This window comes from Williamsia sp. MIQD14 (assembly GCF_051025635.1).
Taxonomy (GTDB): Bacteria; Actinomycetota; Actinomycetes; order Mycobacteriales; family Mycobacteriaceae; genus Williamsia_A.
Genome location: NZ_JBPFDG010000003.1, coordinates 149,326 through 173,889 on the forward strand (window position 1 = coordinate 149,326; position 24,564 = coordinate 173,889).

Sequence of the window (24,564 nt, forward strand, 5' to 3'; positions counted from 1 at the left end):
CGCTTCGCGTGACCAACAGCCGGTATCGGTGCAGCCGATCTCGAATCTTTACAGATTGCGGGACCAGCAGCGCGGCGACCAGAAGAACAGTGACCACTGTCGTCATGCTGACCGCTATGAATGAGCTGCCGCATATAGGTACGCAACTTTCGACTGTGTCTCCGATCTTCGACGTGGCCGGTGCAGTCGTAGTCCGACGCGGCTTAGTTAGATGAGCCATCCGCGCGCCGCGCGCCACGCGCCACGCGGGACGCGGGGACGAGAGTGTTGCGGCTCAGACTCTATCGGGCGACATCGCACCACGCCGCCGTCGAAGGCTCGTGCAGCAAGAAGCGGTCGAACCATTAGGCCCAAGGGTCCGCCCGCCGACGAAACCGGGGCTTAGGTGCTCCGTTGGTGCCATAGATGCCCCGCTATACGTCGGCACCTATGGCACCTATGCGGGATTCTTCGGCGCGAGTCCCGCCAGCAGGGCGCGAATATAGGGCTCACACCAGTCCCAATCGAGCCCCTTCCAGTCCACGGCCTCAGCGTTGTGGACCTGCTCGGTGCCTGGCAACGACAGGGCGTGTTCCAGGAAGTCGCCGTCTTCGGCGGAAGCGGGCTCCCGCAACTCCCACAACTTGTACTGGCGAGCGGCGTCCGCCGCCGAGCGCAAGTAGGCATCGATGGCTGCGCGAGCCGCAAAATACTTCTGCGTGCCGTTCTGAAGCGCACCGTGGTAGCTGACATTCGGAAGATCGAAAGCGATCTGTAGGAGATCGAACTGTAGGTATTCCGCAATCGCCACGGCTTCGGACAGGCGCGGTTCGCGTTGTCCGCTCTCCATGCGAGCGATCGTGGCCTGGTCGATCGAGACACCGAGCTGAATCAGGTTCTGCGACAGAGTCCTCTGGGTCAGGCCGGCCGCCAAACGCTGAGTCCGCATCGTGTCGGCAAAGGTCTGGCCGCCTGAACTGTCCTGATTCATATTTGTGACGCTAATGCTTGACAGCATCAGCTACAACTGACAGTCTCAACTTGATTCAACCTGGACTCAGCGAATCATTTCAGCATCAATCCACTCATGAGGGAGGCCGCCGTGAACGACGAGTTCCTAACCACCAAGCAGGTCAGCGAGCGTTGGCCGTTCTTGCCGGCCGCGACGCTCAGGTACTGGCGGCACGTCAACGATGGGCCGGCGTCGTTTCGGGCCGGGTCGCGGGTGCTCTACCGACGGAGTGAGATCGAGCGCTGGCTGACGGCGCAGGAGGCGTCAACGACGCGCGGTGGCGGCGCGGCGTAGGCGATCAGCGCAGATGAGTGCCCCTGGTTCGGCGGCAACCGAAGCCAGGGGCTGAAGTCCCCATCCACATCCCTAAGGAATCGAGACCATGTTCGACGATAGCGCGTTGCAGCCTTTCCATGCATGGATCCCACTAGCAGGACCAGACCCCGACGAGACTGAACTGCACCTCAGCACTGACGGCGAAACGCTAGAGCTGGTCTTCGTCGCCAGCACAGGGTTGGGAACCGTTCATCGTCTCTTGCCCGTCGACTTCTTTGAACTCATGGCTGTTGCTACGAAGAACCTTCGTCCACGGTCCGGCTCACGGGAGGTGCGTTGACGGCCAGTCCGCAGCCGTCTCCAGCCGATCACGCCATCGACCGATGCCGTGCCGCATTCGAGCTGAACGGACTGCGCTGGGTGGAAGGCCCAGATCAAACTGCATCGGCGCAGGCACCAGGGCATAGTTCGGCCGATCGGTCAGTCACCTTTCGGCAGATCGAGGGTGCTGTGTTGATGAACAGCCATGCGGACGACAAGGACCTCGTCTTGCAGGGCGTCGGACTCACCCTCGCCGACCTGTACGACGATCCTGCCGGTGCCCGATACGACTATCCCGATGGGCGCATCGTCTTTCGCTCGCCGACAAAGCGATTCCGGCAGTCCGGGAACGTGCTCGGTCGCGCGTTGTTTCATGCTGACCGGCTTCCGGACGATATATCCATGACGGTCTACGTTGTCGAAGGAGAAAAGGACGTGCTGACGGCAGAGTCATGCGGTCTCTTCGCCGTCAGCGGTGCGATGGGCGCCGGCAAAGCCCGCCACTTCGACTGGGGTGTGCTGGCTCATCGGCCGGTGGTGGTCGTTGCCGACAACGATGAGCCAGGGCTGAAGCACGCGCGGAACGTCGCCGAACTGCTCGAGGTGGTTGCAGAGTCCGTCCAGCTCGTCCAGCCGGCTGAAGGCAAAGACCTCACGGACCACCTCATGGGGGGTCTGAAAGTCGATGATCTCGTCGAACTGCGTCGTCCCGGGCGTCAACTTCGCGTCATCCGCGGCAGCGACGTGACGATGCAGCGATTGGAGTGGTGGGAGCCCGACCTCATTCCCCAGTCGTCGCTGACGCTACTTGCTGGTCGTGAAGGAAAAGGCAAGAGCACCATCGCTTGTGACTGGGCCGCACGAGAGACTCAAGCAGGCAACGCTGTGCTCTATCTGCACTCGGAGGATTCACGCGAGCACACAGTGACCCCGCGGCTGGTCGCGGCGGGCGCGGATTTGTCGAAAGTCTTGTTCGTCGACGTGGAGACGGAAACTACCGACTCGGGCAGTCTCATCCTCCCTGTCGACGTTCCGGCGTTGGACCGGGTGGTGAGTGCTAACGCCGTCACATTCATCGTGCTTGATGCAGCAACATCGAGCATGTCCGCAGAACTGTCAGGGAACGACGATCGGCAGGTTCGTCGGTTCTTGGAGCCGCTCGCGAGACTGGCCAGCGCCAGGGGAGTCGTCGTTCTCGGCCTGGTCCACTTCGGCAAACGCGAAGGGGCGGACAGCGGGAAACTGATCTTGGGGTCCATCGCGTGGAGTCAGGTAGCGCGATCCGTCCTGTCCCTCGCGGACGACCCGGAGACAGGCAACTTGATCATCACCAACACGAAGGGAAACCTGGCGCCTCGAACGCGGTCGCTCGAGTGTCGGCTGGAGTCACGAACTGTCGAGACGGCCGGTGGCCCAACGGACATCGGTGGGGTCGAATGGCTTGGCGAGACGCACCAGGACGCACGCGATTTTCTCAGAAACGACGGCGACGATCACGAGGAACGTAACGAAGTCCAGGCCGTGATCGTCGAGTACCTCCGGGATGTCGGCGGTAGTGCCCCCGCCGCCGAGGTCCTCAGGATCACGCGCGCGGCCGGCTTAATCGACAACGTCGTGAAGAAGGCTCGCCGTAAGGCCGGTGTACGAACGAAAAGAGTTGGCTTCGGCAAAGACTCGTCCTGGATCTGGTCATTGGACGAATCCGCTGCCGCGGAGTCGGCGACAGCAGATGAGACGGAACGATGATGGCAACGCGACGGGGTAGACGTGCCGGTGTCGAGGACCGTTGGCGGAAGGCCGATGGCACACCCACGTCTCGAGACGGGGCGGGTCGGCGGTGGCTTGCTCGCTACGTCGACGAGTCCGGGGAGGAACGAACCCAATCCTTCACACGGAAAGTCGATGCGCAGTCGTGGCTCGACGACATCGCCGCAGCGATTCGGGCCGGCACCTATGTTTCCCCGCAGACCGGCAAGATCTCGATCGCCGAGCTTTACGACCAGTGGTCGAAGGCTCAGGGGCACATCAAGCAGACAACGGCTGCGACTCGGGCGGTGACATGGTCGGCCTACGTCCGCCCGCATTGGGAAGACGTCGCCGTGAAAGACGTCCAACCGAGTCACGTTCGCGCCTGGGTTCACGGGCTGAAGGAGGGCGGCGCCGGCCCGGAGACGATCGAGAATGCTCTCGGCGTGTTCCGAATGATCTGTCGGATGGCGCTCGATGACCGGCGGATACCTCGGAACCCCTGTGATGGCGTCAAAGCTCCTCGGCGGGAGCACCGAGCACGCGGGTACCTCAACCATCCGCAGGTCGAGCTGCTCGCCGAAGCGATGCCCACCGATCTCGACGCTAGCGTCGTTCGTTTCTTGGCGTACACCGGATTGCGATGGGGCGAGATGGCGGCGCTCCGTGTCGAGAATTTCGATCTCGCGCGCCGCAGGCTGAACATTCGCCAGGCTGTTGCCGAGGTGAGGGGCCAGCTCGTGTGGTCTACGGCCAAGAACCACGAGCGTCGGTCAGTGCCGTACCCCGCCTTCCTTGCCGACGAGCTCGTGGCGATGATCCGACACAAGGGTCGTGACGAACAAGTCTTCTCCCGAGGTGGGTCGGTAGTCCTCCGGGTCTCGACATGGCGGCCCCGGGTCTTCAAGCCGGCCGTCGATCGCGCCATCGCCCAAGCAAACGAGTTGCGCAGCGCCCAGATGCTGCAGGGTCTCGCCGAGTTGACGGCCGAGTTTCCCATCGTCACGCCCCACGACCTTCGACACACGGCAGCGTCGCTCGCGATCTCCGCTGGGGCGAACGTTAAGGCAGTCCAGACCATGCTCGGACACAAGTCCGCCGCACTCACACTCGACACTTATGCAGACCTGTTCCCCGATGATCTAGAGGCGGTCGCCGCGGCGCTCGACAGGGCGCGGGATTCCGCTTTGCAAGCCCTGAGAATTTCTCCTGCGGACTGTGTGCGGACTGGAGGAAAATAGACCATGACGACAAGTCCGAGAAACGAGGAAGCCCCGACCGGGTTTCCCCTGGTCAGGGCCTCTTCTGTGTCTCAACCAACACGTCGGGGTGGCGGGATTCGAACCCACGACCTCTTCGTCCCGAACGAAGCACGCTACCAAGCTGCGCCACACCCCGTGGCGTCCTCGCGGACAACCTCCCACAGCCTACCGTCTGCCGGGAAGCGAGTTAAATCGCCTGGTCAGCCCTGGCGCATCCCCGCGGTCAGGGGCGGCAACGACTGCTCCTCGTCGTACTCGGCGTCGCCGTGCGAGACCGGGGTGAGGGTGAGCAGCGTGGCCTCGGGGCGGCAGCAGAAGCGGTACGGCGCGTACGGGGAGGTGCCCAGTCCGGCGCTGACGTGCAGCTTCATCGACGCACCCCAACTCGACGGGCCCTTCACGCGCGAGCGGTCGAGTTCGCAGTTGGTGACCAGCGCACCGAAGAACGGCACGCAGAGTTGCCCGCCGTGGGTGTGCCCGGCCATCACCAGGTCGTAGCCGTCGTCGGCGAACTTGTCGAGCACGCGAGGCTCGGGGGAGTGGGTCAGCCCGAGCCGCAGGTGCGCCAGCGGGTTGGGGCGGCCGGCGACGGTCTCGTACCGGTCGCGGTTCAGGTGTGGGTCGTCGACGCCGGCTGCGGCCACACGGACACCGGCGACCTCGAGTTCGCGGACCGTGTGGGTCGCGTCGAGCCAGCCGCGCTCGGTGAACGCCGCACGGAGGTCCTGCCAGGGCAGCGGCTCGCCGAACGACTTCGTGTGGTTCTTGTTGAAGTATTTCAACGGGTTCTTCGGGGTGGGTCCGAAGTAGTCGTTGGAGCCGAACACGAACAGACCCGGGCGCGACAACAGCCCACCGAGCGACTGGATCACCGACGGCACGGCCTGCGGATGGGCCAGGTTGTCGCCGGTGTTGATCACGAGGTCGGGTTCGAGCGACTCCAACTCCGAGACCCACGCCTGCTTCAGGCGCTGGCCGGGCAGCATGTGCAGGTCGCTGATGTGCAGCACGCGCAGAGTGCCCGAACCGGGCTCCAGCACGTTGAGGGTGCGATGTCGCAGCGCGAAGGCGTTGCGCTCGATGAGCGTCGCGTACGCCAGGCCTGCGGTGGCGGCACCCGCCGCCAGCGCTGCGCCCTGCTGCAGTGACGTGAGCCGTGCCGCACCGGACCCGAACCGCGAGATGTCGACCTCTACCATCCGGCCAGGATACCGATCGTGTCGCGCCGGTGGCCAGATAAATCCCTGAGGTCGGGCATCGAACGCGATTACCGTGGCCCCCATGACCGATTCCCCGCTCAAGCAGAAGCTCCGCACCGACCTCACCGCCTCGATGAAGGCCCGCGACACCGACACCACGGCGACATTGCGGATGATCATCGCCGCGATCGGCGCCGAGGAGGTCTCGGGCACCGAGGCGCATTCGCTGACCGATGAGCAGGTCATCGGTGTGCTGCTGCGTGAGAACAAGAAGCGGGCCGAGTCGGCGTCGATCTACGACGAGAACGGCCGTGGCGAGCTCGCCGCGAAGGAACGGGCCGAGGCCGAGATCATCTCCCGCTACCTGCCGACCCAGCTCGACGACGCCGGCATCGACGCGCTCGTCGCCGACGCCGTCGCTGCGGTGGCCGCCGAGACCGGCGAGGCGCCCACCATGCGTCAGATGGGTCAGGTCATGAAGAAGGTGCAGTCTGCCGCCGCGGGCGGGGCCGACGGCAAGCGCCTGTCGACCGCGGTCCGCGCCGCGCTCGGCTGACCGGACGACCGCCGGTCAGCCTCCCGGGATCACGATCGGCCCGATACCCGGGATCTCGATCGTGGTCGGTGGCAGACGCGGGCCCCGATCGGGCGCCGGTGTGGCCGCGCGTCCCTGACCGTCGCTGACGTAGATCGTCACCGTGCTGCCGGGGATGGCCGTGCCCGTGGGTGCGGTGCCGGTCACCGTGCCTGCCGATTCGGGGCTCGTGGTGGTCTGCTGGTCGACCTTGAAGCCGTTCTCCTGCAGACGCTCGGTGGCCGAGCTCGCGGTGAGACCGATGACGTTGGGCACGCGTCCACGCTCGCTGCCGTTCACGAACTGCGGGTCGGTGGGCGGCAGCTCGGTCGGCCCGAACTTGTTCGCCACCGGCAGGATCGCGTTGTACCAGGTGCGCGCAGGCTCGAAACCGCCGTACAGGTCGCCTCCGAAGCACTGGCGCAGCGGCGAGGAGCAGATGTCCTCGGGGCTGGTGGTGTCGCCGTAGATGTAGCTGGCGCCGGCGAAGTTGTTGGTGAACCCGAGGAACGCCGAGCTGCGGTGCGCCTCGGTGGTGCCGGTCTTGCCCGAGACGGGCAGTGTCCAGCCGGCCGAGCGCGCCGCGCCGGCCGAGGTGCCGCCCCCACGGTCGTCGGCCGACAGTGCGTTGGCCAGGGTGTCGGCGAGGCCACGGTCGACGACCTGCTCACACGCCGGCGGGGTGAACGCGACCGCCGTCATCTCCGGCTGTCCGTTTGCGCCGATGATCGTGTTGCCGTTGCGATCACGCTTCTTCTGGGTGATCGACTTGATCGGGTTGGGCGGGCACCACATGCCGTGCGACGCCAGCGTGGCCGCGACGTTGGAGAGCTCCAACGGGTTGACGGCGTTGGGCCCCAACGTGAACGAGCCGAAGTTGCCCTGCTTGGTGTAGTCGGCGAGGCTCAGGTCTCCCTGTCCCGACGTGCCGGGCTGGGCGTAGGAGCGCATGCCGAGCTTGACGGCCATGTCGACCGCCGACGGCACGCCGACCTCGTTGAGCAGCTTCACGAACGCGGTGTTCGGGGACTGGGCGAGCGCGTTCGTGATCGACATGGTCCGCGGGTAGCGACCGTCGTTCTTCACGCAGTAGGTGTTCACCGGGCAGCCGTTGACGCCGCCGGAGGAACCCATCCCCTTGGCCTGGTAGGTGCTGGGCACGTCGAGCGACGCCGACGATCCGAGTCCCTTCTCCATCGCCGCGGCGACGGTGAAGATCTTGAACACCGAGCCCGCGCCGTCACCGACCATCGAGAACGGTTGCGGCTGCACGGTCTGGTCGCGGCGCTGATCGAGGCCGTAGTTGCGGCTCGAGGTCATGGCCAGCAGGTCGTGCGAGGTGGTGCCCGGGCGGATCACGTTCATCACGTTGGCGATACCGGTCAGGTCAGGGGAGGCGACCGCCTGCACCGACGCCTTCGTCGCGGCCTGCACCTGGGGGTCGAGCGTGGTGGTGATCGTGTACCCACCGCGCAGTGCGGCGTCGCGGGTGATGCCGTTCTCGGCGAGGAACTGCAGTGCGTAGTCGCAGAAGAACCCGTTGTCGCCCGAGGAGATACAGCCCTGCGGCAGCGACCGCGGCTGTGCCAGCACGCCGAGCGGCTTGGCCTTGTCGGCCTCGAATTCCGCTGCGCGCTCGGGGAAGTTCTCCTTCATCGTGTCGAGCACGGTGTTGCGACGGTCGGTCACCCCGGACTCGTTGGTGTAGGGGTTGAGCGCCGAACTCGACTGCACCATGCCCGCGAGCATCGCCGACTCGGTGACGTCGAGCTGCTTGGCCGACTTGCCGAAGTACGTCTGCGCCGCCGCCTCGATCCCGTAGGCACCGTTGCCGAACGGCACAATGTTCAGGTAGCGGGTGACGATCTCCTTCTTCGCCTCCTGCTTGGCGGCGGCCTCGTCGATGTTCTTGTCGCGCATGGCCTGGTCGGTCAGCGTCTGCTCGAGGGTCAACGCCATGCGGACCTCGCGGAGCTTGCGCGCGGGGGTGGTCGCGATCGCGGCCTGGCGATCGGCCTCGGTGCGCGCGAGCACGAGCAGTTGGTAGTTCTTGATGTACTGCTGATCGAGCGTCGACGCGCCCTGCTGCACCTCACCCGACGACGAGTTCTTGAGGAAGGCGCGGATGGTGCCCTTCCAGTCGACACCGTCGTGTTCGAGGAAGCGGCGGTCCTCGATGGAGATGATCGCGCGGATCATGTCGGGCGAGATGTCGTCGTAGCCGACCTGCACGCGGCGCTGATCGTAGAGATATGCAATCGGACGACCGGTCGAATCGGTCATCGTGGTCACTTCGGGGACCGTGCCGTCGAGCAATTCCGACGAGGAGTTCTCGACCGTGGTCGCGGCCTTGTTGGTCAGCAGACCGAAGCCGCCGGCGAACGGGAAGAGCAGGGCGGCGACGAGCACTCCGGCGAGCAGGCAGCACCCCAGGAGCACCCAGAGGGCCTTCGACCGCTCGGGGCGACGGGTTGTTTCGGACACGACCACAGGATACGGGGTGCACAGGCCTGCTCCCGTGAGTCGGCGTCACAACACCCCTGCTTGGACGCGCGTCCCACTGTGTCGGTTCCCCCCGACTTGACTGTCTGTCTCGCTAATACCTAGATTGATGTACCGAATGTGACTCACGTAACATTCGAGTCCTAAAGTGGCGGGGCTTGCCTCGCGAACGATTTCTAGAAGCGGACAGGGGTTCCCCATGGCGAACGCGGCAGTGACCACCGGAGAGACCGAAGCTCGACTCGCATGGGTATCGCAGGCCAGGTGTCGGGGTGGGAACCCCGACGAGCTCTTCGTCCGCGGGGCGGCGCAGCGCAAGGCCGCCACCATCTGTCGTCACTGCCCGGTGCAGCTCGAATGCGGTGCCGACGCCCTCGACAACCGTGTCGAGTTCGGTGTGTGGGGCGGCATGACCGAGCGTCAGCGCCGCGCGCTGCTGCGCCAGCACCCCGAGGTCACCTCGTGGGGCGAGTTCTTCGAGAACCAGCGCCGCCGTCACGCCGACGCGGTCTGACCTGAAGCTTTCTTCTCTACGGCGTCACTTCGATGCCGCGCGGCCCGGTCCGCCGAGGATCTGCTCGGCGACCGCCCGCAACGCCTGCCGATCGGCAACCTCGAACGGCAACGACGGCACCCCGACGATCGGCACGCCCGGGTGCGACGTCGTGAAACGGCGCAGCAGGTTCAACTCCCGACGCCCGGTGGTGGTGCGCTCGGCGTGGATCGCCAGCACCGCCCGCGTCAGTCCTGAACCCATCTGATCGAGCGCGGCGCGCGCGGCGTCGGCCGAGATCGACGTCAGGTTCGGATGCGTGCGGTTGAGGATGAGGCCCGCGAGCGGCATCTTCTCCTCCGACAACCGATCGACGAAGAACGCCGCCTCACGCAACGCGTCGGGTTCGGCCGAGGCGACGACCACGAATTGGGTGCCCGGCCGCTTGAGCAGGTTGTAGGTGGTGGTGGCGCGCTCCTGGAACCCGCCGAACATCGCGTCGAGCGACTGCACGAACGCCGACACGTCGCGCAGCGTGTCGCCGCCGACGATGGTCGACACACCGCGCATCGCGAGGCCCACGACACCGGTGACGACACGACCCACGCCGCGTCCGCCGCCCATGAGGATCTTCATCAACCGGCCGCTCATGAACGAGCCCAGGCGGGCCGGGGCGTCGAGGAAGTCGAGCGCGTTCCGCGACGGCGGCGTGTCGACGACGACGAGATCCCACTTGTCGAGGGCGAGCAACTGCCCGAGCTTCTCCATCGCCATGTACTCCTGCGTCCCGGAGAACGAGGTCGCGACGGTTTGGTAGAAGGAGTTGTTCATGATCGCCTCGGCGCGATCGGGCGTGGAGTACTGCGTCACCATCTCGTCGAAGGTGCGGCGCATGTCGAGCATCATCGCGTCGAGCGACCCCGGCCCGTCGATGTCGACCGGCTGGGGTTCGTTGGTCAGCTCCGACATCCCCAGCGACTGTGCGAGGCGGCGCGCCGGATCGATGGTCAGCACGACCACGCGGCGTCCCTGTTCGGCGGCGTGCACCGCCATCGCTGCGGCCGTGGTGGTCTTGCCGACACCGCCGGCGCCACAGCAGATGACGACCTTCGTCTCGGCCGAGCCGAGCACTGTTCCCATGTCGAGTTCGGCGACCATCAGGCACCCGTCCGTTCCAGCAGGGCGGAGATCTCGTAGATCCCGCCGAGGTCGACACCGTCGTCGTACGAGGGGATCTCGACCGTCGAGATGTCCACCTCGTCGAGTTCGGCCTTGGCCACCTGCTGGGCCTGCACCCGGCTGGCATGTTCGATCGTCTCGGTCAGCAGCCCCTGGAGGTCGGCCTCGGTGACGGTGAGGCCCGCCGCGGTGAGCTCGGTGGCGATGGTCTCGGCGTCGACGACGCCCTCGGCGACCGGGTCGATCTGGTCGTCGGCCAGATGCGGCGGTGCGACGCGGTTGATGATGAGCGCGCCGACGGGCAGGTTCTTGCCGCGCAATTCCTTGACCGCCTCGATCGTCTCCTGGATCGGCATCGCCTCGAGCAGGGTCACGAGGTGGACCGCGGTGAGCTCGGAGTGCAGCAGGTTCGCGACACCGTCGCTCTGGTTGCGGATGGGCCCGGTCTTGGTGAGATCGGCCATCGCGGTGGTGACGTCGAGGAAGTTGCCGATGCGACCGGTGGGCGGGGCGTCGACGACGACGGCGTCGAAGACCTGCGCGCCGGACTTGTCGGTGCGCACCACGCACTCCTTGATCTTGCCGGTGAGCAGTACGTCCCGCAGACCCGGCGCGACGGTGGTCACGAAGTCGATCGCGCCGATACGACGCATCGCGCGGCCGGCGAAACCGAGGTTGTAGAACATGTCGAGGTACTCGAGCAGGGCGTGCTCGATGTCGATGGCCAGCGCGGTGACCGTGCCCCCGCCCTCGGCGGTGGCGACGCGCGTCTCGGTCGGCGGCAGCGGCGGGATGTCGAAGAGCTGCGCGATGCCCTGACGGCCTTCGCATTCGACGAGCAACACCTTCTTGCCGCCGGCGGCGAGCGCGAGGGCGAGGGACGCGGCGACCGTGGTCTTGCCGGTGCCGCCCTTGCCGGAGACGAAGTGCAACCGGGCCGAGCGAGCCGACGCGGGCCACGTGGAGCCGGCCGCGGGGCCGGGGGAGGCGTCGGGACCCTCGTGGGGTGCACCCTGGGCGGATTCAACTGACACATGGCAACCATATCCACCCCGTGAGGGCCGATAGGGTGAGTGTCATGAGTGAACTGACCGCCTGGGAATACGCCACCGTGCCGCTACTGACCCACGCCACCAAGCAGATCCTCGACACCTGGGGTGTCGACGGCTGGGAGCTGGTCAGCGTGCTGCCCGGGCCGACCGGCGAGCAGCACGTCGCCTACCTCAAGCGCCCGAAGGGCTGAGCGCGATGTCGGACGCACAGCGGTCGTGGAGCGCGCGCCTGGCCGAGCTCGGCATCGAGCTGCCGAAGGTGGTCGCGCCGCTCGGTGTCTACTACCCGGCGGTGCGTTCGGGGAACATGGTCTACACCTCCGGACAGCTGCCCATGGCCGACGGTGAGCTGACCGTGCACGGCAAGGTGTCCGAGGGTGCCGAGGGCGTGGTGAAGCCGGAGCAGGCCCGTGACGCCGCGCGTCTGTGCGCGCTCAACGCGCTCGCCGCGGTCGACGGACTCGTCGGCATCGACTCGGTGGTGCGCGTGGTCAAGGTGACCGGTTTCGTCGCCTCGGCGCCGGGGTTCACCGGTCAGCCCGGTGTGCTCAACGGTGCCTCGGATCTCCTCGGCGGGGTGTTCGGCACCGCAGGCCACCACGCCCGCTCGGCGGTCGGTGTCGCCGAACTGCCGCTCGGTGCGCCGGTCGAGGTCGAGATCATCGTCGAGGTCGGAGACCTCAAGTCCTGAGCCGAGGTCGGAGACCTCAAGTCCTGAGCCGAGGTCGGAGACCTCAAGTCCTGAGCAGAGGTCGCAGACAGCTGACGGTCAGGCCTCGCGCAGATAGGTCAGTTGCGCTTTGACCGACATGCGCGCGGCCGGCCACAGCTTCTTGTCGACGTCGCGGTAGACCTTGCGCACGACCTTCATCGGCTTCGCCTGTGCCGGAGTCAGATCCAGGTCGACGAGTGCCGCACGGATCTGGTCGAGGCGTTCCTCGCGGTGGGTCTTGTAGAACCGCGCGACCGGTATCAGATCGGGGTGGTCCGGGCCGTGTCCCGGCAGCAGTGCGCATCCCTCGCCCTCGACGATGAGTCGGTTGAGCGAGTTGAGGTAGTCGCGCAGGGTGCCGTCGCTGGGGTCGAGGACGGTGGTGCCCGAACCGAGGATCGTGTCGCCGGTGACCATGGCGCGGCCGATGATCCGTGTGGGCTCGGTGGCGGCGGTGTTCGCGGGATCGCCCTTGGCGAGGTGCTCGACGAGGAAGCTCGTGGAATCCGCGGTGTGCCCGGGGGTCAGCAACACCGTGATGCGCAGTCCGGCGACCTCGATCACCTCACGGTCGGTGAGGATCGCGCCATCGCGGCAGTGCGCCTCGGTGCGTGCGCGGACCGGGGCGCCGGTCATCCTGTGGAAGCGCTTGATCGCGTCGGTGTGATCGGCGTGGCGGTGGGTGATGAGCACCAGCGCGACATCGCCGCTCTCGGCGACCCGCTTCAGGTGCTTGCGATGTGCGCGGGGACCGGGGTCGACGACGACGCAGTCGGTGTGTCCGGGCGCCTGCAGGATCCACGTGTTGGTGCCCTCGAGTTCCATCATCCCGGGGTTGTCGCACAGCACCACCGAGGCGAACGCGGTGACGTGTCGGCGGGTCTCGTAGGCGGGATGCGCGGGCGCGGTCATGGGAGAACGCTACCGCGTCGACCGATGGGTGCCGGTGCGCGTTGACAGCCCACTGACAGTGTCGCGCAATGTTCCTGCCAGCCGGCGACCCTAGTTTTCGTGGTGTGCGTCAGAAGGGGCCGTGCAGCAGGTGCCGGGCCCGGCGCGGGACAACAGGAGTGACGAGTGAACATCAAGAAAGCAGCCACATCCACCATCGCCGCGGGGTTCGTCGGGGCCGCCGTGCTCGGCCTCGGCGTGTCCGCCGGAACCGCGAACGCCGCACCGGTCGGGCCGAACACCCACACCCAGCAGCAGGCGCAGCCCCAGCGACAGCAGCCCCAGCAGCAGCGCGCGATCACCATCACGCGACCGAACTACCGCCCCTTCACCTACCGCGGCGCGCACGTGACCCCGCGCTACGACGTCGCCCGCGGACAGTGGGGCTTCACGTTCGACCGCACCTTCGTGCATGTGGTGCTCGCGCGCCGCTGATTCGTCGCCCGCACCGGGCGACACCAGAACTCGGCGACGTCGGGTGCGCACCCCCCGCAGACGCACCCGACTGCGCCGATCACCGGACAACCCGGCAGACCCCGTCCGTCTGCCGGGTTGTTCGCGTCGACGACCTCGTGTGCCCGGTGGCCGGCGACCACGGAATAGCACGGCATCGGGGCGGTTGTAGAGGCCATGACACGCACGGTGGTGGCCCGCGGATACGGCGGCCCGGAGAACCTCGCACTGATCGACGAACCCGACCGTGCGCCCGGCCCCGACGAGGTGGTGGTCCGGGTCGCGGCGATCGGCGTGAACCCCATCGACCGCAAGCTCTACAGCGGATCGTTCGGCAGTGATCCCGACGGGCTGCCGGTTCGACTCGGCAACGAGGCCGCCGGAACGGTTGTCGAGGTCGCCGAGGGGGTGTCGGGTCCGACGGGCGCGATCGCGGTGGGCGACGAGGTGGTGGTCTACCCGGTCGACGGCGCCTACACCGATCGACTCGTCGCGCCGGCCACCTCGATCCTGCACATCCCGACCGGTGTCTCGGTCGAGCAGGCCGCGGGCCTGTCGGCCGTGGGCGTCACCGCCTACGACCTCATCCGCACGGCCGGGGTCACCGGCGACGACACCGTCGTGGTGCACGGCGGGACCGGGGCGGTCGGATCGCTGGCGGTGCAGATCGCCGTCGCGGCCGGCGCCCGGGTGATCGCGACCGGTCGACTCGACAACCACGCGGCGATCGAGGCGCTCGGTGCGACCGCGGTGGCCTACGGCGACGGTCTCCTCGAGCGTCTGCGCGCCGCGTCTCCCGACGGGTACACCGTCGCCCTCGACACCGCAGGCACCGACGAGGCGATCGATTCCTCCCTCGAGCTCGTCGCCGAGAGGTCCCGCATCGTGAGCATCGTCGCGTTCGGCCGCGTCGGCGACGGGATCGTGGTCATCGACGGCAGCTCCGAGAGCAGCCGGCGCATCCGGTCGGAGACGCGCACGACCCTGCTCGATCAGCTCGCAGCCGGCGACATCACCGTCACCACCGCGAAGACGTTCCCCCTCGTCGACGCCGCCGACGCGCATCGCGAACTCGTGCGTGCACACCCGCGCGGGAAGTTCCTGCTGATCCCCTGATCGGCGAGTTCAGCTGACGGCGTGGGAGATCCGGTCGAGGATGCCCTGGATGTGCAGGCCGCGCCGTGCGTCGCACGGGTGGTCGGCGCCGGTCGCCACGGCGTCGAGGAACTCGTCGATCAACACCGCGAAGCAGTCCGGTGGCGGTGTGCTGCGTTCGGTCAGCTCCACGACACCGTGGGGACCGTGGACGCGGAACTGACTGATGGTGGGTCGGGCCGGCACCCGCAGCGACAGCTGCATCGCGGTGCGGGCGCCGGAGTCGTGGACGAGCGACACCGACCAGACGTCGGAGTCGCGGTCGACCGATGCCGCCTCGACATCGATCACCGCACCGAGTGCGCGGTCCATGAGATCGACGACGTGAGGGCCGACGTCCAGCAGTGCGCCGCCGTCGACCCGCCACTGCGACGCGGAGTAGGGGCCGCCGAGCAACGCACCCGACAGCCACACACCCAGGCCGCCGGTGAAGGTCCCGGCGTCGACGGCGTCGAGGAACGCCCGGGTCTCCGGGGCGAAGCGTCGGGTGAACGTCATGATCGAGCGCACCCCGGCCTCGGCGACGGCGTCGACGACCGCGCTCGCGTCGGCGAGGGTGCCGGCGATGGGCTTGTCGAGGATGACGTGCTTCCCGGCGCGGGCGGCCTCGATCGCCAAGGGCGCCTGCGCCTGCGGGGGGACCGCGAAGGAGACCGCGTCGTTCGCCTCCACCAGGTCGGCGAAGGAGTCGAACCGTTGCGCGGGGAGGTCGGCCGCGGCCTCGGGGCGTCGGGTCCACACGCCGGTCAACGTCACACCGGGATGGGCGGCGAGGGCGGGGATGTGGGTGTCGCGAGCCCAGGGCCCGGCTCCGACGACAGCGATGCGCATGTCGACGACCCTATGCGGCCGGGCCAAACCGTTGCCGGAGCCAGTCGAGCCACGCTCCCATGCCGTCGCCGGTCTTCGCGCTGAGCGGCAGGACGGCCGCGGTGGGGTTGGCCTCGCGGACGGCGTGGACGTAGTCGTCGAGCTCGATGTCGAGGTGGGGGATCAGGTCGATCTTGTTGATGACCACCACGTCGACGCTGCGGAACATCACCGGGTACTTCTGCGGCTTGTCGCTGCCCTCGGTCACCGACCACACCATCGCGCGCCGGTGCTCGCCGACGTCGAACTCGGCCGGGCACACCAGGTTCCCCACGTTCTCGATGACCACGAGGTCCAACTCGTCGAGGTCGAGACCCTGCAGCGCGCGGTTGACCATCGGTGCGTCGAGGTGGCATTCGCCGCCGAAACCCTCAGAGGTGTTCAGCAGCGACACCTGCGCCCCGCGCCCCGCCAACCGTTCCGCGTCGAGATCGGTCGCGATGTCACCCTCGATGATCCCGACGCGCACCTCGTCGGCGATGGCGTCGAGCGTCGCCTCGAGCAGGGTCGTCTTGCCCGAACCCGGTGAGCTCATGAGGTTCACCGCCGACACGCCCGCCGCGGCGAACGCGGCGCGGTTGATGTCGGCGCGGTGGTCGTTCTCCCCGAAGATCGCGTCGAGGACGTCGACCCGCTCGCGCCCGGTGTCGTACCCCGACATGTCACCGTGGTCGTGGTCGTGGTCGTGGTCGTGGTCGTGGTCGTGGTCGTGGTCGTGGTGGGTCTGCCCGACGCCGTCGTCGTGCCGATGGAATCTGCCCATGCGCGTGTCCGTCCTACGTCGCCTGCTCGACCGATCGCGAGGAGACCGCGTTCGGCGGAACCCATCCGCCGAACGCCTTCTCGAGTTCGAGCGCGACGGCGATGGTGACGTTGTCGTTGCCGGGCTGCGAGGCGACCTGCACCCCGACGGGCAGGTTGCGGGGACTGAAGCCGAGTGGCACCTCGGTGACCGCCATGCCCAGCATGTTGAATATCGCGGCCCCACCGAACAACCACGGTCGGGCGAGGGTGCCATGGTGGAACGGTGCCGGCTGCGGCAGCGGCGGATGCAGCATCACGCCGTCTCCGATGGCTTCGGCGACCTCGTCGGCCAGGTCGCGGGCGAACTTGTCGAGCAGCTTGCGCGCCGGGGGCGGCAGCAATTCGGGCAGTCGGTCGCCGATCATCGCGAGCTGCAGCTGAAGACTGTTGGCGCGCAACACAGCCGGGGTGAGGTGCCGGGTCGGGGTCTCGCCGAAGGAGTCGAAGAGATTCATCACGGATGTGCCCGCGTGACGTCGCAGTTCCATCAGGTAGCTCGCGATGACGCGCCGCATCGCAGGCATCGGCTGCCACACGACGTCGGCGCCGCGATCGGCGAGTGCCTGTCCTGCGGCGTCGCGGGCGTCGCGCACCGACCGGTCCATCGGACGGAGATAACTCGACTTGGTGGGGATCACCACCCGTAGCCCGTCGAGATCGACCGAATCGACCGAGCCGCAGCGGGTTCCGTCGGGATCGTCGGCGAGGATGCGCAGCAGTGGCATCAGGTCCGATGCGCGGCGCGACATCGGTCCGAGGGTCTCGAGGAGGTCGACCTCCTCCTCGCCCGACAGCGACGGGATCGATTCGTTCGCGGGCACGAGCCCGGGGGAGGGTTTGTGGCCGAAGACGCCGCAGTAGAACGACGGGATGCGGATGGATCCGCCGGTGTCGCCGCCGACCCCGAACGGGATCCCGCCGCCACCGATGGCCGAGCCCTCGCCGCCGGACGATCCGCCCGACACCCGCCGAACGTCGTAGGGGTTGGAGGTGCGTCCGTAGACGCTGTTGGTGCTCTCGATGCCCAGGCACAGTTCGGCGGTGTTGGTGACACCGACGACGATCGCACCGGCCCGGCGAAGGCGTTGCACCGCAATCGCATCGGTGTCGGCGATGATGCCCGCCCGGCTCGACAGGCCCGCGGTGTGCGGCATCCCGGTGACCGGGATCGACTCCTTGATGGTGCAGGGCACGCCGAGCAGCGGTCGCGCGGGATCGGCCTTCGTGGAGGCGGCGTCGATGGCGTCGGCCTCGGCGAGCGCGGCGTCGAACCGGTCACGCGCGATCGCCCCGAACTCCGAGCGGGCACGCAGCGTGTCGACGTGGAACTGCACCACGCGTCGTGAGGTGGTGCGACCGTCGGCGATGGCCTCGGCCAGGTTGAAGGCCGACGCACTGCCGATCCAGGCGTCATCGACGCTGGACGGGGCGGACGAACGTCTTCTGGCACGTGGGTGTGTCACACCCTGACGATGACACACCGGCGGCGCGCGGGGCGACCGTGACAATCAACGTCGACGACGTCGAAATCGGGGTGCGCAGAGGGTGATGTGCCCCTATCGTCGCCGAATGACCAGTTCAGGGGTGATCCGTGTGTGGCACCACGACGAGGGGTGGGGAGTCATCGACTCCGCCGACACCCCGGGTGGATGCCGCGCCGACAGCGGTGCCGTCCTGGTCGAGGGTGTACGCGCCGAGGGGGAGATGCCGTTCATGGGGCTGCTCGAGGGTGAACCAGTGTCGTTCGTGTGGGGCCCGATCGGCTGGGACCACGACGAGTTCTCGGCCGCGGCGACGGCGGTGTGGCCGTCGCGGTGCGAGCCACCCGCCACCCTCCCGTCGGGCGCGTTCCGGAGCAGCCTGTGGATGTCGGCCGGCCGCCGCGGCGAGTTCACCGTGTTCCGCCAGCATGATCCGGCCGACCTCCCTGCGGTTCCGCCTCGCGCACCGCTCCCGCGAACCGTCGGAACGGTGCGCACCTGGAACGCCGACGAGGGCTGGGGCGTGCTCGATGCGGCCGAGACACCGGGCGGCGCGTGGGCGCACTACTCCGAGATCCGCGGGATGAGCGGGTTCCGAACGGTCGAGGTGGGTGCGCGAGTCGAGTTCGCCTGGGAGGCAGCCGAGCAGGACGGCCACCACTTCCGCGGCAACGACATCGACGTCATCGAGACACCCGCGACATGAGACGACTCCCGCGACAGTGGTCACTGTCGCGGGAGTCGATGTCGGTCGCGGGAACCGCGGAGAAGGTCAGCGGGCGCGGCGGGCGAGCCGCTCGGAGTCGGCGATGAGGACGCTCTTGCCCTCGAGCCGCAGCCACCCGCGCTGAGCGAAATCGGCGAGTGCCTTGTTGACCGTCTCGCGGGAGGCGCCCACGAGCTGGGCGATCTCCTCCTGCGTGAGATCGTGCGTCACGCGGAGCGCACCGGCCTCCTGGGTGCCGAAACGCTGGGCGAGCTGCAGCAGCTGCTTGGCGACACGACCCGGGACGTCGGTGAAGATGAGGTCGGCGAGGTTGTTGTTGGTGCGACGCAGCCGGCGGGCCAGCACGCGCAGCAACTGCTCGGCGATCTCGGGGCGGTCGGCGATCCACGCCTTGAGCGCGTCACGGTCCATCGACACCGCGCGGACCTCGGTGACCGTGGTCGCCGAGGAGGTGCGGGGGCCGGGATCGAAGATCGACAGCTCGCCGAACATGTCCGACGGACCCATGATGGTGAGCAGGTTCTCGCGTCCGTCGCCCGAGCGGCGACCGACCTTCACCTTGCCGCTGAGGATGATGTAGAGCCGATCGCCCGGCTCGCCCTCGTTGAAGATGACATGTCCGCGCGGGAAATCGACGGGCTGGAGTTGCTTGGTCAGTGCGGCGACCGCGCTCGGCTCGACTCCTTGAAAGATGCCGGCCCTCGCCAGTACTTCCTCCACGTACGCCCCTTCCTAGGGTGCTGCGGCGGGTCGTGCCCGCGACAAGTTGCTCGGCAGTGTTGAATTTGTCACCACGCCACGGCTGAGTCTACGGCCAAGAGTGTGGGCGGGTCCGGAGAACGTCGACAACGCCGTCACCTGCGTCGTTCGCATGGCCGACAGGACCGGTACCCGGATTCGGGTGGTGTCAGCTCGCCCGAACCGTCGGGACCACCGCGACGGGGATCTCGTCCTCGACGTCGTCGCGGCGGGCGCGGAACTCGTCGAGCGCCGCCGGGAAACCGTCGGCGGCCAGTGTCCCCACCTGCTCCGGGGCCGCGCCGGCGAGGAATTCCTCGACGTCGTCGCGGGTCACGCTGTCGTCGGAGATCTGGTGTTCCATCTTCTCCATGGCCAGCGCGAAGAGCATGAGCACTGCGGGGAAGAGCAGTACCGCGAGTCCGTGCATGTGCAGTAGTGAACACGACCCAGGTCTCGGTGGGGCAACGAAACCGCGGGTGGAACACAAGTGTTACCTCGCCGCGTGCCGGAGCCGACTCCGACCGGCTCGCGCCGGAGCTGATCGCCCGCTGAAGATGTGAGCGGCGACCAGGGTGGATGCCGTCGGCCGCCCCTCGACGCTCAGTAGTCTGTTGCAGGTGAGCAGTGATCAATCCCCGACGCCGGCGGCCGGCGTACCCGGTCGTCGCCGTCCGACCGCCGCGGCACGGGGCACCGAGACGCGTACCGGGCTGGTGCGTCGGGCGCGACGGATGGATCGCACCCTGCAGACGGCCTTCCCGCACGTGTACTGCGAACTCGACTTCACCACCCCGCTGGAGTTGTCGGTCGCGACGATCCTCTCCGCGCAGTGCACCGATGTGCGCGTCAACCTCACGACGCCGGCGCTGTTCGCCCGCTACCCCGACGCCGCGGCCTACGCGGGCGCCGATCGCACCGAACTCGAGGAGATGATCCGGTCGACCGGGTTCTATCGGAACAAGGCGACGTCGATCATCGGTCTCGGGCAGGCGCTGCTCGAGCGGTTCGACGGAGAGGTGCCCGGACGTCTCGAGGACCTCGTGACCCTGCCGGGTTTCGGTCGCAAGACCGCGAACGTGGTGCTCGGCAACGCGTTCGGGATCCCCGGGATCACCGTCGACACCCACTTCGGGCGGCTGGTGCGGCGCTGGAACTGGACCACCGAGACCGATCCGGTGAAGGTCGAGCATGCCGTGGGCGAACTGATCGAGCGCAAGAACTGGACCGACCTGTCCCATCGCGTGATCTTCCACGGCCGGCGCGTGTGCCACGCCAAGAAGCCTGCCTGCGGTGTGTGCGTGCTGGCGAAGGACTGCCCGTCGTTCGGTGAGGGCCCGACCGAGACCGAGAAGGCCGCGGCGCTGGTCAAGGGACCCGAGACGGCGCACCTGCTCGCCCTGGCCGGGATCTGAGACGCAGCATGCGATCCGGTCTCCGACGTATCCCCGCGTCCGCTCGATGGTCCATCGCCGCCCTCGTGGTGGTCATCGCCTTGATCGTGGCGATCTGGCCCCGCGACACCACCTCCCCCGACGGCGCGTTGAGCGCGGGCGGCCAGACCACCGCCGGCCCCATCCCCGGGGCCAGTGCGTCGGTGAGCCCGGGCGATCTCGACGCCGCCCGGTCCCGCGCCGCGCTCGCCCCGTGTCCCGCCGGTGCCGGTCCGGCCCCGGCGACCTCGGCGCTCGCCGGGGTGACCGTGCCCTGCCTGGGCGCCCCCGGCGACGTCGACATGGGCGCGGCGACCGCGGGACGTCCCCTGCTCGTCAACTTCTGGGCGCCGTGGTGCCTGCCGTGTCGTCGCGAACTGCCGACGGTCGCGGCGTTCGCCGCCTCGGCCGCGGGCAAGGTTGACGTCCTCGCCGTGCAGGCCAAGGAGGGGTCGGAGAACCCGGTGCTCGCGCTGGGACTGCTCAGCGAGATCGACGTACGACTGCCGTCGGTGGTCGACACGCAGGCGAAGATCGCCGCGGCACTGGGCATCCCGCGCGCGTACCCGGTGTCGGTGCTGGTGCGGGCCGACGGCACCGTCGCGAAGGTGCTCCCGACGGTCTTCACCGACGAGAAGTCCATCGCGGACTCGGTCGACCGCTATCTCGGTGTCGCCCTGTGAGTCCCCGCTCGGAGGGGCGTGATCACGCCCCCACCGTGGCGGCCGGACCACTCGTCGACACCGACGCGATCCCGGCGTGGCTGCGCCCTCTCACCGACAACGTCGACGGCGTCACCGACAGCGTGAACAACCGCGGCGGTGATCGCACCCGACTGGTGCAGGCCGCGTTCCGCCGCGGGTCGCGGCCGGCGTCGGTGCTGGTGCTGTTCGGCGGCGCCTTCGACACCGACAACGGTCAGGCCCCACCGTCGGACGCCGATGTGCTTCTCACCCAGCGTGCGACGACGCTGCGCAACCACGCCGGCCAGGTCGCCTTCCCCGGTGGCGCCCGCGATCCCGGCGACGACTACCCCGTCGGCACGGCGCTGCGCGAGGCGCAGGAGGAGACCGCCCTCGATCCGGGCGAGGTCCGTGTCGTCGCCCGCCTGCAGTCGTTTCCCGTCCCGCCCTCGGGCTTCGACGTGATCCCGGTGATCGCGTGGACGCCCGATCCCGGGCCGGTGCGTGCGGTCGACCCCGGCGAGACCGCGCGCGTGGTCCGCGTGCCTATCGCGGAGATGATCGACCCGGCCCACCGATTCCAGGTGCAGCGCTCGGTGATGGGTGGCCGCGTGTACCGCGGGCCGGCGTTCTGGGTCGCGGACATGCTCGTGTGGGGTTTCACCGGCGGTCTGCTCGACGCCATCTTCGACACCGCGGGATGGACCGTCCCGTGGGACACCGACGACGTGCGTGACCTCGCGGACATGCTCGAGAAGACAGGACAGCGATGAGCGGTTCGGGATGGGTCGATCTCGCGGTGATCGCGATCGCGGTGCTCGCGGCCGCGTCGGGGTTCCGGCAGGGTGCGGTCGCCTCGGCGCTCGCGTTCGTCGGGGTCGTACTCGGTGCGATCGCGGGGATCCTGTTGGCGCCGCACCTCATCGACCACATCGGTGACCGACGGTGGCGACTCGTCGTCGGTGTCGGACTGCTGGTGGTGCTCGTCGTCATCGGTGAGGCCTCGGGGATGATCCTCGGTTGCGCCGCCCGCGGCGGCATCCGATCGCTCATGGTGCGTCGTGCCGACAGCGTCGTCGGATCGCTGCTGCAGGCCGTCGCGGTCCTCATCGCGGCGTGGCTGCTCGCCATCCCGGTGAGCAGTTCGGCCGAACCGACCATCGCCAACGCCGTGCGCGGGTCGAAGGTGCTCGGCGGTGTCGACGACGTCGCGCCGGCGTGGCTGCGGCAGCTGCCCAGCGATTTCAGTTCCCTCCTCGACGACTCGGGGCTCCCGGAGGTCATCGGGCCGTTCGGTCGCACGCCGGTCACCAGTGTCGACCCGCCCGACGCGGGGTTGTTGACGCTGCCGGTCATCTCGCAGGTCCGGCCGAGTGTCGTGAAGATCGAGGGTGTCGCCCCCAGCTGCAACCAGGCACTCGAGGGCAGCGGGTTCGTCGTGTCGGCCGAGCGCGTGATGACCAACGCCCACGTGGTCGCGGGAACGCGGTCGCTGCGGGTGCAGTCGGGCAACGGCGCGCTCGACGCCACGGTCGTGCTGTTCGACCCCGACAACGACATCGCCATCCTCGACGTCCCCGGCCTCACCGCGCCGGCCTTGAGCTTCGCCGATCGCAACGCCTCCACCGGTACCGACGCCATCGCGCTCGGCTACCCCGAGGCGGGACCGTTCACGGCGAGCGCCGAACGCATCCGTGAGGTCGTGAACCTGTCGGGTCCCGACATCTACCGCGACGGCGAGGTCAAGCGCGAGGTGTACACCGTGCGCGGGTCGATCCGACAGGGCAATTCCGGTGGCCCGCTGATCGACACCGACGGCCGGGTGCTCGGGGTGGTGTTCGGCGCGGCCGAGGACACCGCGAGCGAGACCGGGTTCGTGCTCACCGCCGATCAGGTGCAGGCGAACCTGCGGGCGTCGGAGAACCTCACCGCCGCGGTCGACACGCAGTCGTGCGTGCATTCCTGACGGGCGCTTCGACGGCTACAGCGTGAGCCGCAGGTGGTGGTCGAGCAGTTCGATCACGCGGCCGGGGTTCTCCTCGTGCGCGTAGTGGCCGCTTCCGTCGATCTCTGCGTAGGTCATCCGCGACGCGAAATATCTGCTGGCCGAGACGGTCTCGGCGTGGATGTACCGGTCGTCGCGGCCCCGCGCGGCGAGCACCGGGATGTTGAGGCGATGGTTCATCAGCCGGAGGAACTTCGCGCCGTCGCGCCGGAACTGTGACCGGAACGCCCAGCGGCGGTACTCCAGGCTGCAGAACGCGACGCCCGGGATCTGCACGGCAGATCGGTTGCGCCGCACCATCTCGGCGAACTCGTCGGTGCGTGCGAACGGGGGTGTGGTGCGTTCGGTGAACATCGTCGCGATGAACGCGCCGTCGTCGCGGGTGAGGGTCTTCTCCGCGGTGCGGGGGAGCTGGTTGCCGAGGAACTCGCCCATGAACGCCGACCGCTGAGGGCCGTTGCGCAGCACCGCATGCCGCAGGGCGCGGGGGTGGGGAGAACCGATCACCGCGATCGAGGTCACGGCCCGGGGATGCAGTGTCGCGGTGGCCCACGCCACGAGACCGCCGTCGGCATGGCCGACCAGCGCGGCCTCGGTGTGGCCCAGGGCCCGCACCAGGGCGTTGGTGTCTCCCGCGAGCGTCCACCCGTCGTATCCGCGTGGAGGCTTGTCGGTGTCGCCGTAGCCGCGCAGATCGAGCGCCACCGCGCGGAAACCCGCGTCGTCGAGCGCGGTCAGCTGGTGTCGCCAGCTCCACCAGAATTCGCCGAACCCGTGCAGCAACAGCACCAGCGGCCGATCCGCGCGCCCGGAACCGCATTCGACGGCATGGAAACGGATGCCGTTGGCCCGCACGTCGAGATCGATCCACGGTCCGTCGATCCGTGCGGTCGACGGGTCGGGCGCGGTCACCGGCGGCTCGGCGGTCGGATCAGGGTGGTCAGGTCAGTGACGTCA

Annotated in this window: 26 protein-coding genes and 1 tRNA gene; 14 read left to right on the forward strand and 13 right to left on the reverse strand. The window is 68.2% G+C overall.

Annotation, left to right across the window (positions count from 1 at the left end):
• Positions 1-436 precede the first annotated feature (436 nt).
• Positions 437-970, reverse strand: a complete 534-nt coding sequence (locus tag ACQ7HM_RS12170) for a helix-turn-helix domain-containing protein (RefSeq protein WP_434216541.1) — start codon at positions 968-970, stop codon at positions 437-439.
• Positions 971-1,081: 111 nt separating this feature from the next.
• On the opposite strand from ACQ7HM_RS12170, the gene ACQ7HM_RS12175 reads away from it, so the two are divergent.
• The 3 genes from ACQ7HM_RS12175 to ACQ7HM_RS12185 all read left to right on the forward strand — a co-directional run bounded on the left by ACQ7HM_RS12175 (position 1,082) and on the right by ACQ7HM_RS12185 (position 4,575).
• Positions 1,082-1,285: a helix-turn-helix transcriptional regulator gene (locus tag ACQ7HM_RS12175; RefSeq protein WP_434216542.1), complete on the forward strand. Its 204-nt coding sequence runs from the start codon at positions 1,082-1,084 to the stop codon at positions 1,283-1,285.
• Positions 1,286-1,783: 498 nt separating this feature from the next.
• A complete protein-coding gene (locus tag ACQ7HM_RS12180) occupies positions 1,784-3,334 on the forward strand; it encodes an AAA family ATPase (protein ID WP_434216543.1) in 1,551 nt (516 codons plus the stop codon).
• Positions 3,331-4,575 carry a tyrosine-type recombinase/integrase gene (locus ACQ7HM_RS12185; RefSeq protein ID WP_434216544.1) on the forward strand — a complete coding sequence of 415 codons (1,245 nt, stop codon included), beginning with the start codon at positions 3,331-3,333 and terminating at the stop codon, positions 4,573-4,575. Before ACQ7HM_RS12180 ends, ACQ7HM_RS12185 begins: the two co-directional genes overlap by 4 nt.
• Before the next feature lie 83 nt (positions 4,576-4,658).
• Here the strand turns inward: ACQ7HM_RS12185 and ACQ7HM_RS12190 are convergent.
• Both ACQ7HM_RS12190 and ACQ7HM_RS12195 read right to left on the reverse strand, forming a co-directional pair.
• Positions 4,659-4,732 (reverse strand) — tRNA-Pro (locus ACQ7HM_RS12190).
• Between the two features lie 64 nt (positions 4,733-4,796).
• Entirely contained in the window at positions 4,797-5,795 is a 999-nt protein-coding gene (locus tag ACQ7HM_RS12195; protein WP_434216545.1) for a metallophosphoesterase, read from the reverse strand.
• Between the two features lie 82 nt (positions 5,796-5,877).
• Here ACQ7HM_RS12195 and ACQ7HM_RS12200 point away from each other — a divergent pair, with 82 nt between their 5' ends.
• A complete protein-coding gene (locus ACQ7HM_RS12200; protein WP_434216546.1) occupies positions 5,878-6,351 on the forward strand; it encodes a GatB/YqeY domain-containing protein in 474 nt (157 codons plus the stop codon).
• Between the two features lie 15 nt (positions 6,352-6,366).
• On the opposite strand, the gene ACQ7HM_RS12205 is transcribed toward ACQ7HM_RS12200, so the two are convergent.
• Positions 6,367-8,853, reverse strand: coding sequence for a penicillin-binding protein (locus ACQ7HM_RS12205; protein WP_434216547.1), 2,487 nt, complete (start codon positions 8,851-8,853; stop codon positions 6,367-6,369).
• Between the two features lie 217 nt (positions 8,854-9,070).
• On the opposite strand from ACQ7HM_RS12205, the gene ACQ7HM_RS12210 reads away from it, so the two are divergent.
• Positions 9,071-9,385 carry a WhiB family transcriptional regulator gene (locus ACQ7HM_RS12210; RefSeq protein ID WP_434216548.1) on the forward strand — a complete coding sequence of 105 codons (315 nt, stop codon included), beginning with the start codon at positions 9,071-9,073 and terminating at the stop codon, positions 9,383-9,385.
• A gap of 24 nt (positions 9,386-9,409) precedes the next feature.
• Here ACQ7HM_RS12210 and ACQ7HM_RS12215 read toward each other — a convergent pair whose 3' ends face one another.
• Together ACQ7HM_RS12215 and ACQ7HM_RS12220 are read right to left on the reverse strand one after the other, a co-directional pair.
• Positions 9,410-10,522 (reverse strand): ArsA family ATPase, encoded by a 1,113-nt coding sequence (locus tag ACQ7HM_RS12215; protein ID WP_434216549.1) that lies wholly within the window; start codon positions 10,520-10,522, stop codon positions 9,410-9,412.
• Entirely contained in the window at positions 10,522-11,577 is a 1,056-nt protein-coding gene (locus tag ACQ7HM_RS12220; RefSeq protein ID WP_434216550.1) for an ArsA family ATPase, read from the reverse strand. Before ACQ7HM_RS12220 ends, ACQ7HM_RS12215 begins: the two co-directional genes overlap by 1 nt.
• Before the next feature lie 44 nt (positions 11,578-11,621).
• Here ACQ7HM_RS12220 and ACQ7HM_RS12225 point away from each other — a divergent pair, with 44 nt between their 5' ends.
• Together ACQ7HM_RS12225 and ACQ7HM_RS12230 are read left to right on the forward strand one after the other, a co-directional pair.
• The gene (locus tag ACQ7HM_RS12225; RefSeq protein ID WP_188486393.1) at positions 11,622-11,786 is read left to right on the forward strand and encodes a hypothetical protein; all 165 of its coding nucleotides are present in this window, start codon (positions 11,622-11,624) and stop codon (positions 11,784-11,786) included.
• Between the two features lie 5 nt (positions 11,787-11,791).
• Positions 11,792-12,286 carry a RidA family protein gene (locus ACQ7HM_RS12230; RefSeq protein ID WP_434216551.1) on the forward strand — a complete coding sequence of 165 codons (495 nt, stop codon included), beginning with the start codon at positions 11,792-11,794 and terminating at the stop codon, positions 12,284-12,286.
• A gap of 78 nt (positions 12,287-12,364) precedes the next feature.
• Here ACQ7HM_RS12230 and ACQ7HM_RS12235 read toward each other — a convergent pair whose 3' ends face one another.
• Complete coding sequence (locus ACQ7HM_RS12235) at positions 12,365-13,219, reverse strand: MBL fold metallo-hydrolase (RefSeq protein ID WP_434216552.1); 855 nt, start codon at positions 13,217-13,219, stop codon at positions 12,365-12,367.
• Positions 13,220-13,384: 165 nt separating this feature from the next.
• Between ACQ7HM_RS12235 and ACQ7HM_RS12240 the strand changes: the two genes are divergently transcribed.
• Both ACQ7HM_RS12240 and ACQ7HM_RS12245 read left to right on the forward strand, forming a co-directional pair.
• A complete protein-coding gene (locus ACQ7HM_RS12240) occupies positions 13,385-13,693 on the forward strand; it encodes a hypothetical protein (RefSeq protein ID WP_434216553.1) in 309 nt (102 codons plus the stop codon).
• Positions 13,694-13,888: 195 nt separating this feature from the next.
• Positions 13,889-14,827 (forward strand): quinone oxidoreductase family protein, encoded by a 939-nt coding sequence (locus ACQ7HM_RS12245; protein WP_434216554.1) that lies wholly within the window; start codon positions 13,889-13,891, stop codon positions 14,825-14,827.
• Between the two features lie 9 nt (positions 14,828-14,836).
• Here ACQ7HM_RS12245 and ACQ7HM_RS12250 read toward each other — a convergent pair whose 3' ends face one another.
• The 3 genes from ACQ7HM_RS12250 to ACQ7HM_RS12260 are packed head-to-tail and all read right to left on the reverse strand — an operon-like array spanning position 14,837 to position 18,003.
• Positions 14,837-15,697, reverse strand: a complete 861-nt coding sequence (locus ACQ7HM_RS12250; protein WP_434216555.1) for a Gfo/Idh/MocA family protein — start codon at positions 15,695-15,697, stop codon at positions 14,837-14,839.
• Between the two features lie 10 nt (positions 15,698-15,707).
• A complete protein-coding gene (hypB, locus tag ACQ7HM_RS12255; RefSeq protein WP_434216556.1) occupies positions 15,708-16,499 on the reverse strand; it encodes a hydrogenase nickel incorporation protein HypB in 792 nt (263 codons plus the stop codon).
• A 13-nt stretch (positions 16,500-16,512) separates the two neighbouring features.
• Complete coding sequence (locus ACQ7HM_RS12260; protein ID WP_434216557.1) at positions 16,513-18,003, reverse strand: amidase; 1,491 nt, start codon at positions 18,001-18,003, stop codon at positions 16,513-16,515.
• Between the two features lie 106 nt (positions 18,004-18,109).
• Here ACQ7HM_RS12260 and ACQ7HM_RS12265 point away from each other — a divergent pair, with 106 nt between their 5' ends.
• Positions 18,110-18,727, forward strand: a complete 618-nt coding sequence (locus ACQ7HM_RS12265) for a cold-shock protein (protein WP_434216558.1) — start codon at positions 18,110-18,112, stop codon at positions 18,725-18,727.
• Positions 18,728-18,793: 66 nt separating this feature from the next.
• Here the strand turns inward: ACQ7HM_RS12265 and ACQ7HM_RS12270 are convergent, their stop codons facing one another.
• Positions 18,794-19,468: a Crp/Fnr family transcriptional regulator gene (locus ACQ7HM_RS12270; protein ID WP_045821488.1), complete on the reverse strand. Its 675-nt coding sequence runs from the start codon at positions 19,466-19,468 to the stop codon at positions 18,794-18,796.
• A 187-nt stretch (positions 19,469-19,655) separates the two neighbouring features.
• Entirely contained in the window at positions 19,656-19,916 is a 261-nt protein-coding gene (locus ACQ7HM_RS12275) for a hypothetical protein (RefSeq protein WP_434216559.1), read from the reverse strand.
• Between the two features lie 304 nt (positions 19,917-20,220).
• On the opposite strand from ACQ7HM_RS12275, the gene nth reads away from it, so the two are divergent.
• From nth to ACQ7HM_RS12295, 4 genes are read left to right on the forward strand one after another with little or no spacing between them, the layout of a single operon-like run.
• Entirely contained in the window at positions 20,221-20,901 is a 681-nt protein-coding gene (gene nth, locus ACQ7HM_RS12280; RefSeq protein WP_055787605.1) for an endonuclease III, read from the forward strand.
• An 8-nt stretch (positions 20,902-20,909) separates the two neighbouring features.
• Positions 20,910-21,602 (forward strand): redoxin family protein, encoded by a 693-nt coding sequence (locus ACQ7HM_RS12285; protein ID WP_434216560.1) that lies wholly within the window; start codon positions 20,910-20,912, stop codon positions 21,600-21,602.
• A complete protein-coding gene (locus ACQ7HM_RS12290; protein ID WP_434216561.1) occupies positions 21,599-22,375 on the forward strand; it encodes an NUDIX hydrolase in 777 nt (258 codons plus the stop codon). Before ACQ7HM_RS12285 ends, ACQ7HM_RS12290 begins: the two co-directional genes overlap by 4 nt.
• Entirely contained in the window at positions 22,372-23,568 is a 1,197-nt protein-coding gene (locus ACQ7HM_RS12295) for a MarP family serine protease (RefSeq protein WP_434216562.1), read from the forward strand. The genes ACQ7HM_RS12290 and ACQ7HM_RS12295 overlap by 4 nt, the downstream gene beginning before the upstream one ends.
• A 15-nt stretch (positions 23,569-23,583) precedes the next feature.
• Here the strand turns inward: ACQ7HM_RS12295 and ACQ7HM_RS12300 are convergent, their stop codons facing one another.
• Complete coding sequence (locus ACQ7HM_RS12300) at positions 23,584-24,519, reverse strand: alpha/beta fold hydrolase (protein ID WP_434216563.1); 936 nt, start codon at positions 24,517-24,519, stop codon at positions 23,584-23,586.
• Between the last annotated feature and the right edge of the window lie 45 nt (positions 24,520-24,564).

What these genes read in the sequence shown, in the direction of transcription:
- ACQ7HM_RS12170 (WP_434216541.1), bottom strand. Translation starts at nt 970, where the DNA reads ATGAATCAGGACAGTTCAGGCGGCCAGACCTTTGCCGACACGATGCGG.
- ACQ7HM_RS12180 (WP_434216543.1), top strand. Translation starts at nt 1,784, where the DNA reads ATGAACAGCCATGCGGACGACAAGGACCTCGTCTTGCAGGGCGTCGGA.
- ACQ7HM_RS12185 (WP_434216544.1), top strand. Translation starts at nt 3,331, where the DNA reads ATGATGGCAACGCGACGGGGTAGACGTGCCGGTGTCGAGGACCGTTGG.
- ACQ7HM_RS12195 (WP_434216545.1), bottom strand. Translation starts at nt 5,795, where the DNA reads ATGGTAGAGGTCGACATCTCGCGGTTCGGGTCCGGTGCGGCACGGCTC.
- ACQ7HM_RS12200 (WP_434216546.1), top strand. Translation starts at nt 5,878, where the DNA reads ATGACCGATTCCCCGCTCAAGCAGAAGCTCCGCACCGACCTCACCGCC.
- ACQ7HM_RS12210 (WP_434216548.1), top strand. Translation starts at nt 9,071, where the DNA reads ATGGCGAACGCGGCAGTGACCACCGGAGAGACCGAAGCTCGACTCGCA.
- ACQ7HM_RS12215 (WP_434216549.1), bottom strand. Translation starts at nt 10,522, where the DNA reads ATGGTCGCCGAACTCGACATGGGAACAGTGCTCGGCTCGGCCGAGACG.
- ACQ7HM_RS12225 (WP_188486393.1), top strand. Translation starts at nt 11,622, where the DNA reads ATGAGTGAACTGACCGCCTGGGAATACGCCACCGTGCCGCTACTGACC.
- ACQ7HM_RS12230 (WP_434216551.1), top strand. Translation starts at nt 11,792, where the DNA reads ATGTCGGACGCACAGCGGTCGTGGAGCGCGCGCCTGGCCGAGCTCGGC.
- ACQ7HM_RS12235 (WP_434216552.1), bottom strand. Translation starts at nt 13,219, where the DNA reads ATGACCGCGCCCGCGCATCCCGCCTACGAGACCCGCCGACACGTCACC.
- ACQ7HM_RS12245 (WP_434216554.1), top strand. Translation starts at nt 13,889, where the DNA reads ATGACACGCACGGTGGTGGCCCGCGGATACGGCGGCCCGGAGAACCTC.
- ACQ7HM_RS12250 (WP_434216555.1), bottom strand. Translation starts at nt 15,697, where the DNA reads ATGCGCATCGCTGTCGTCGGAGCCGGGCCCTGGGCTCGCGACACCCAC.
- hypB (WP_434216556.1), bottom strand. Translation starts at nt 16,499, where the DNA reads ATGGGCAGATTCCATCGGCACGACGACGGCGTCGGGCAGACCCACCAC.
- ACQ7HM_RS12265 (WP_434216558.1), top strand. Translation starts at nt 18,110, where the DNA reads ATGACCAGTTCAGGGGTGATCCGTGTGTGGCACCACGACGAGGGGTGG.
- ACQ7HM_RS12275 (WP_434216559.1), bottom strand. Translation starts at nt 19,916, where the DNA reads ATGCACGGACTCGCGGTACTGCTCTTCCCCGCAGTGCTCATGCTCTTC.
- nth (WP_055787605.1), top strand. Translation starts at nt 20,221, where the DNA reads ATGGATCGCACCCTGCAGACGGCCTTCCCGCACGTGTACTGCGAACTC.
- ACQ7HM_RS12285 (WP_434216560.1), top strand. Translation starts at nt 20,910, where the DNA reads ATGCGATCCGGTCTCCGACGTATCCCCGCGTCCGCTCGATGGTCCATC.
- ACQ7HM_RS12295 (WP_434216562.1), top strand. Translation starts at nt 22,372, where the DNA reads ATGAGCGGTTCGGGATGGGTCGATCTCGCGGTGATCGCGATCGCGGTG.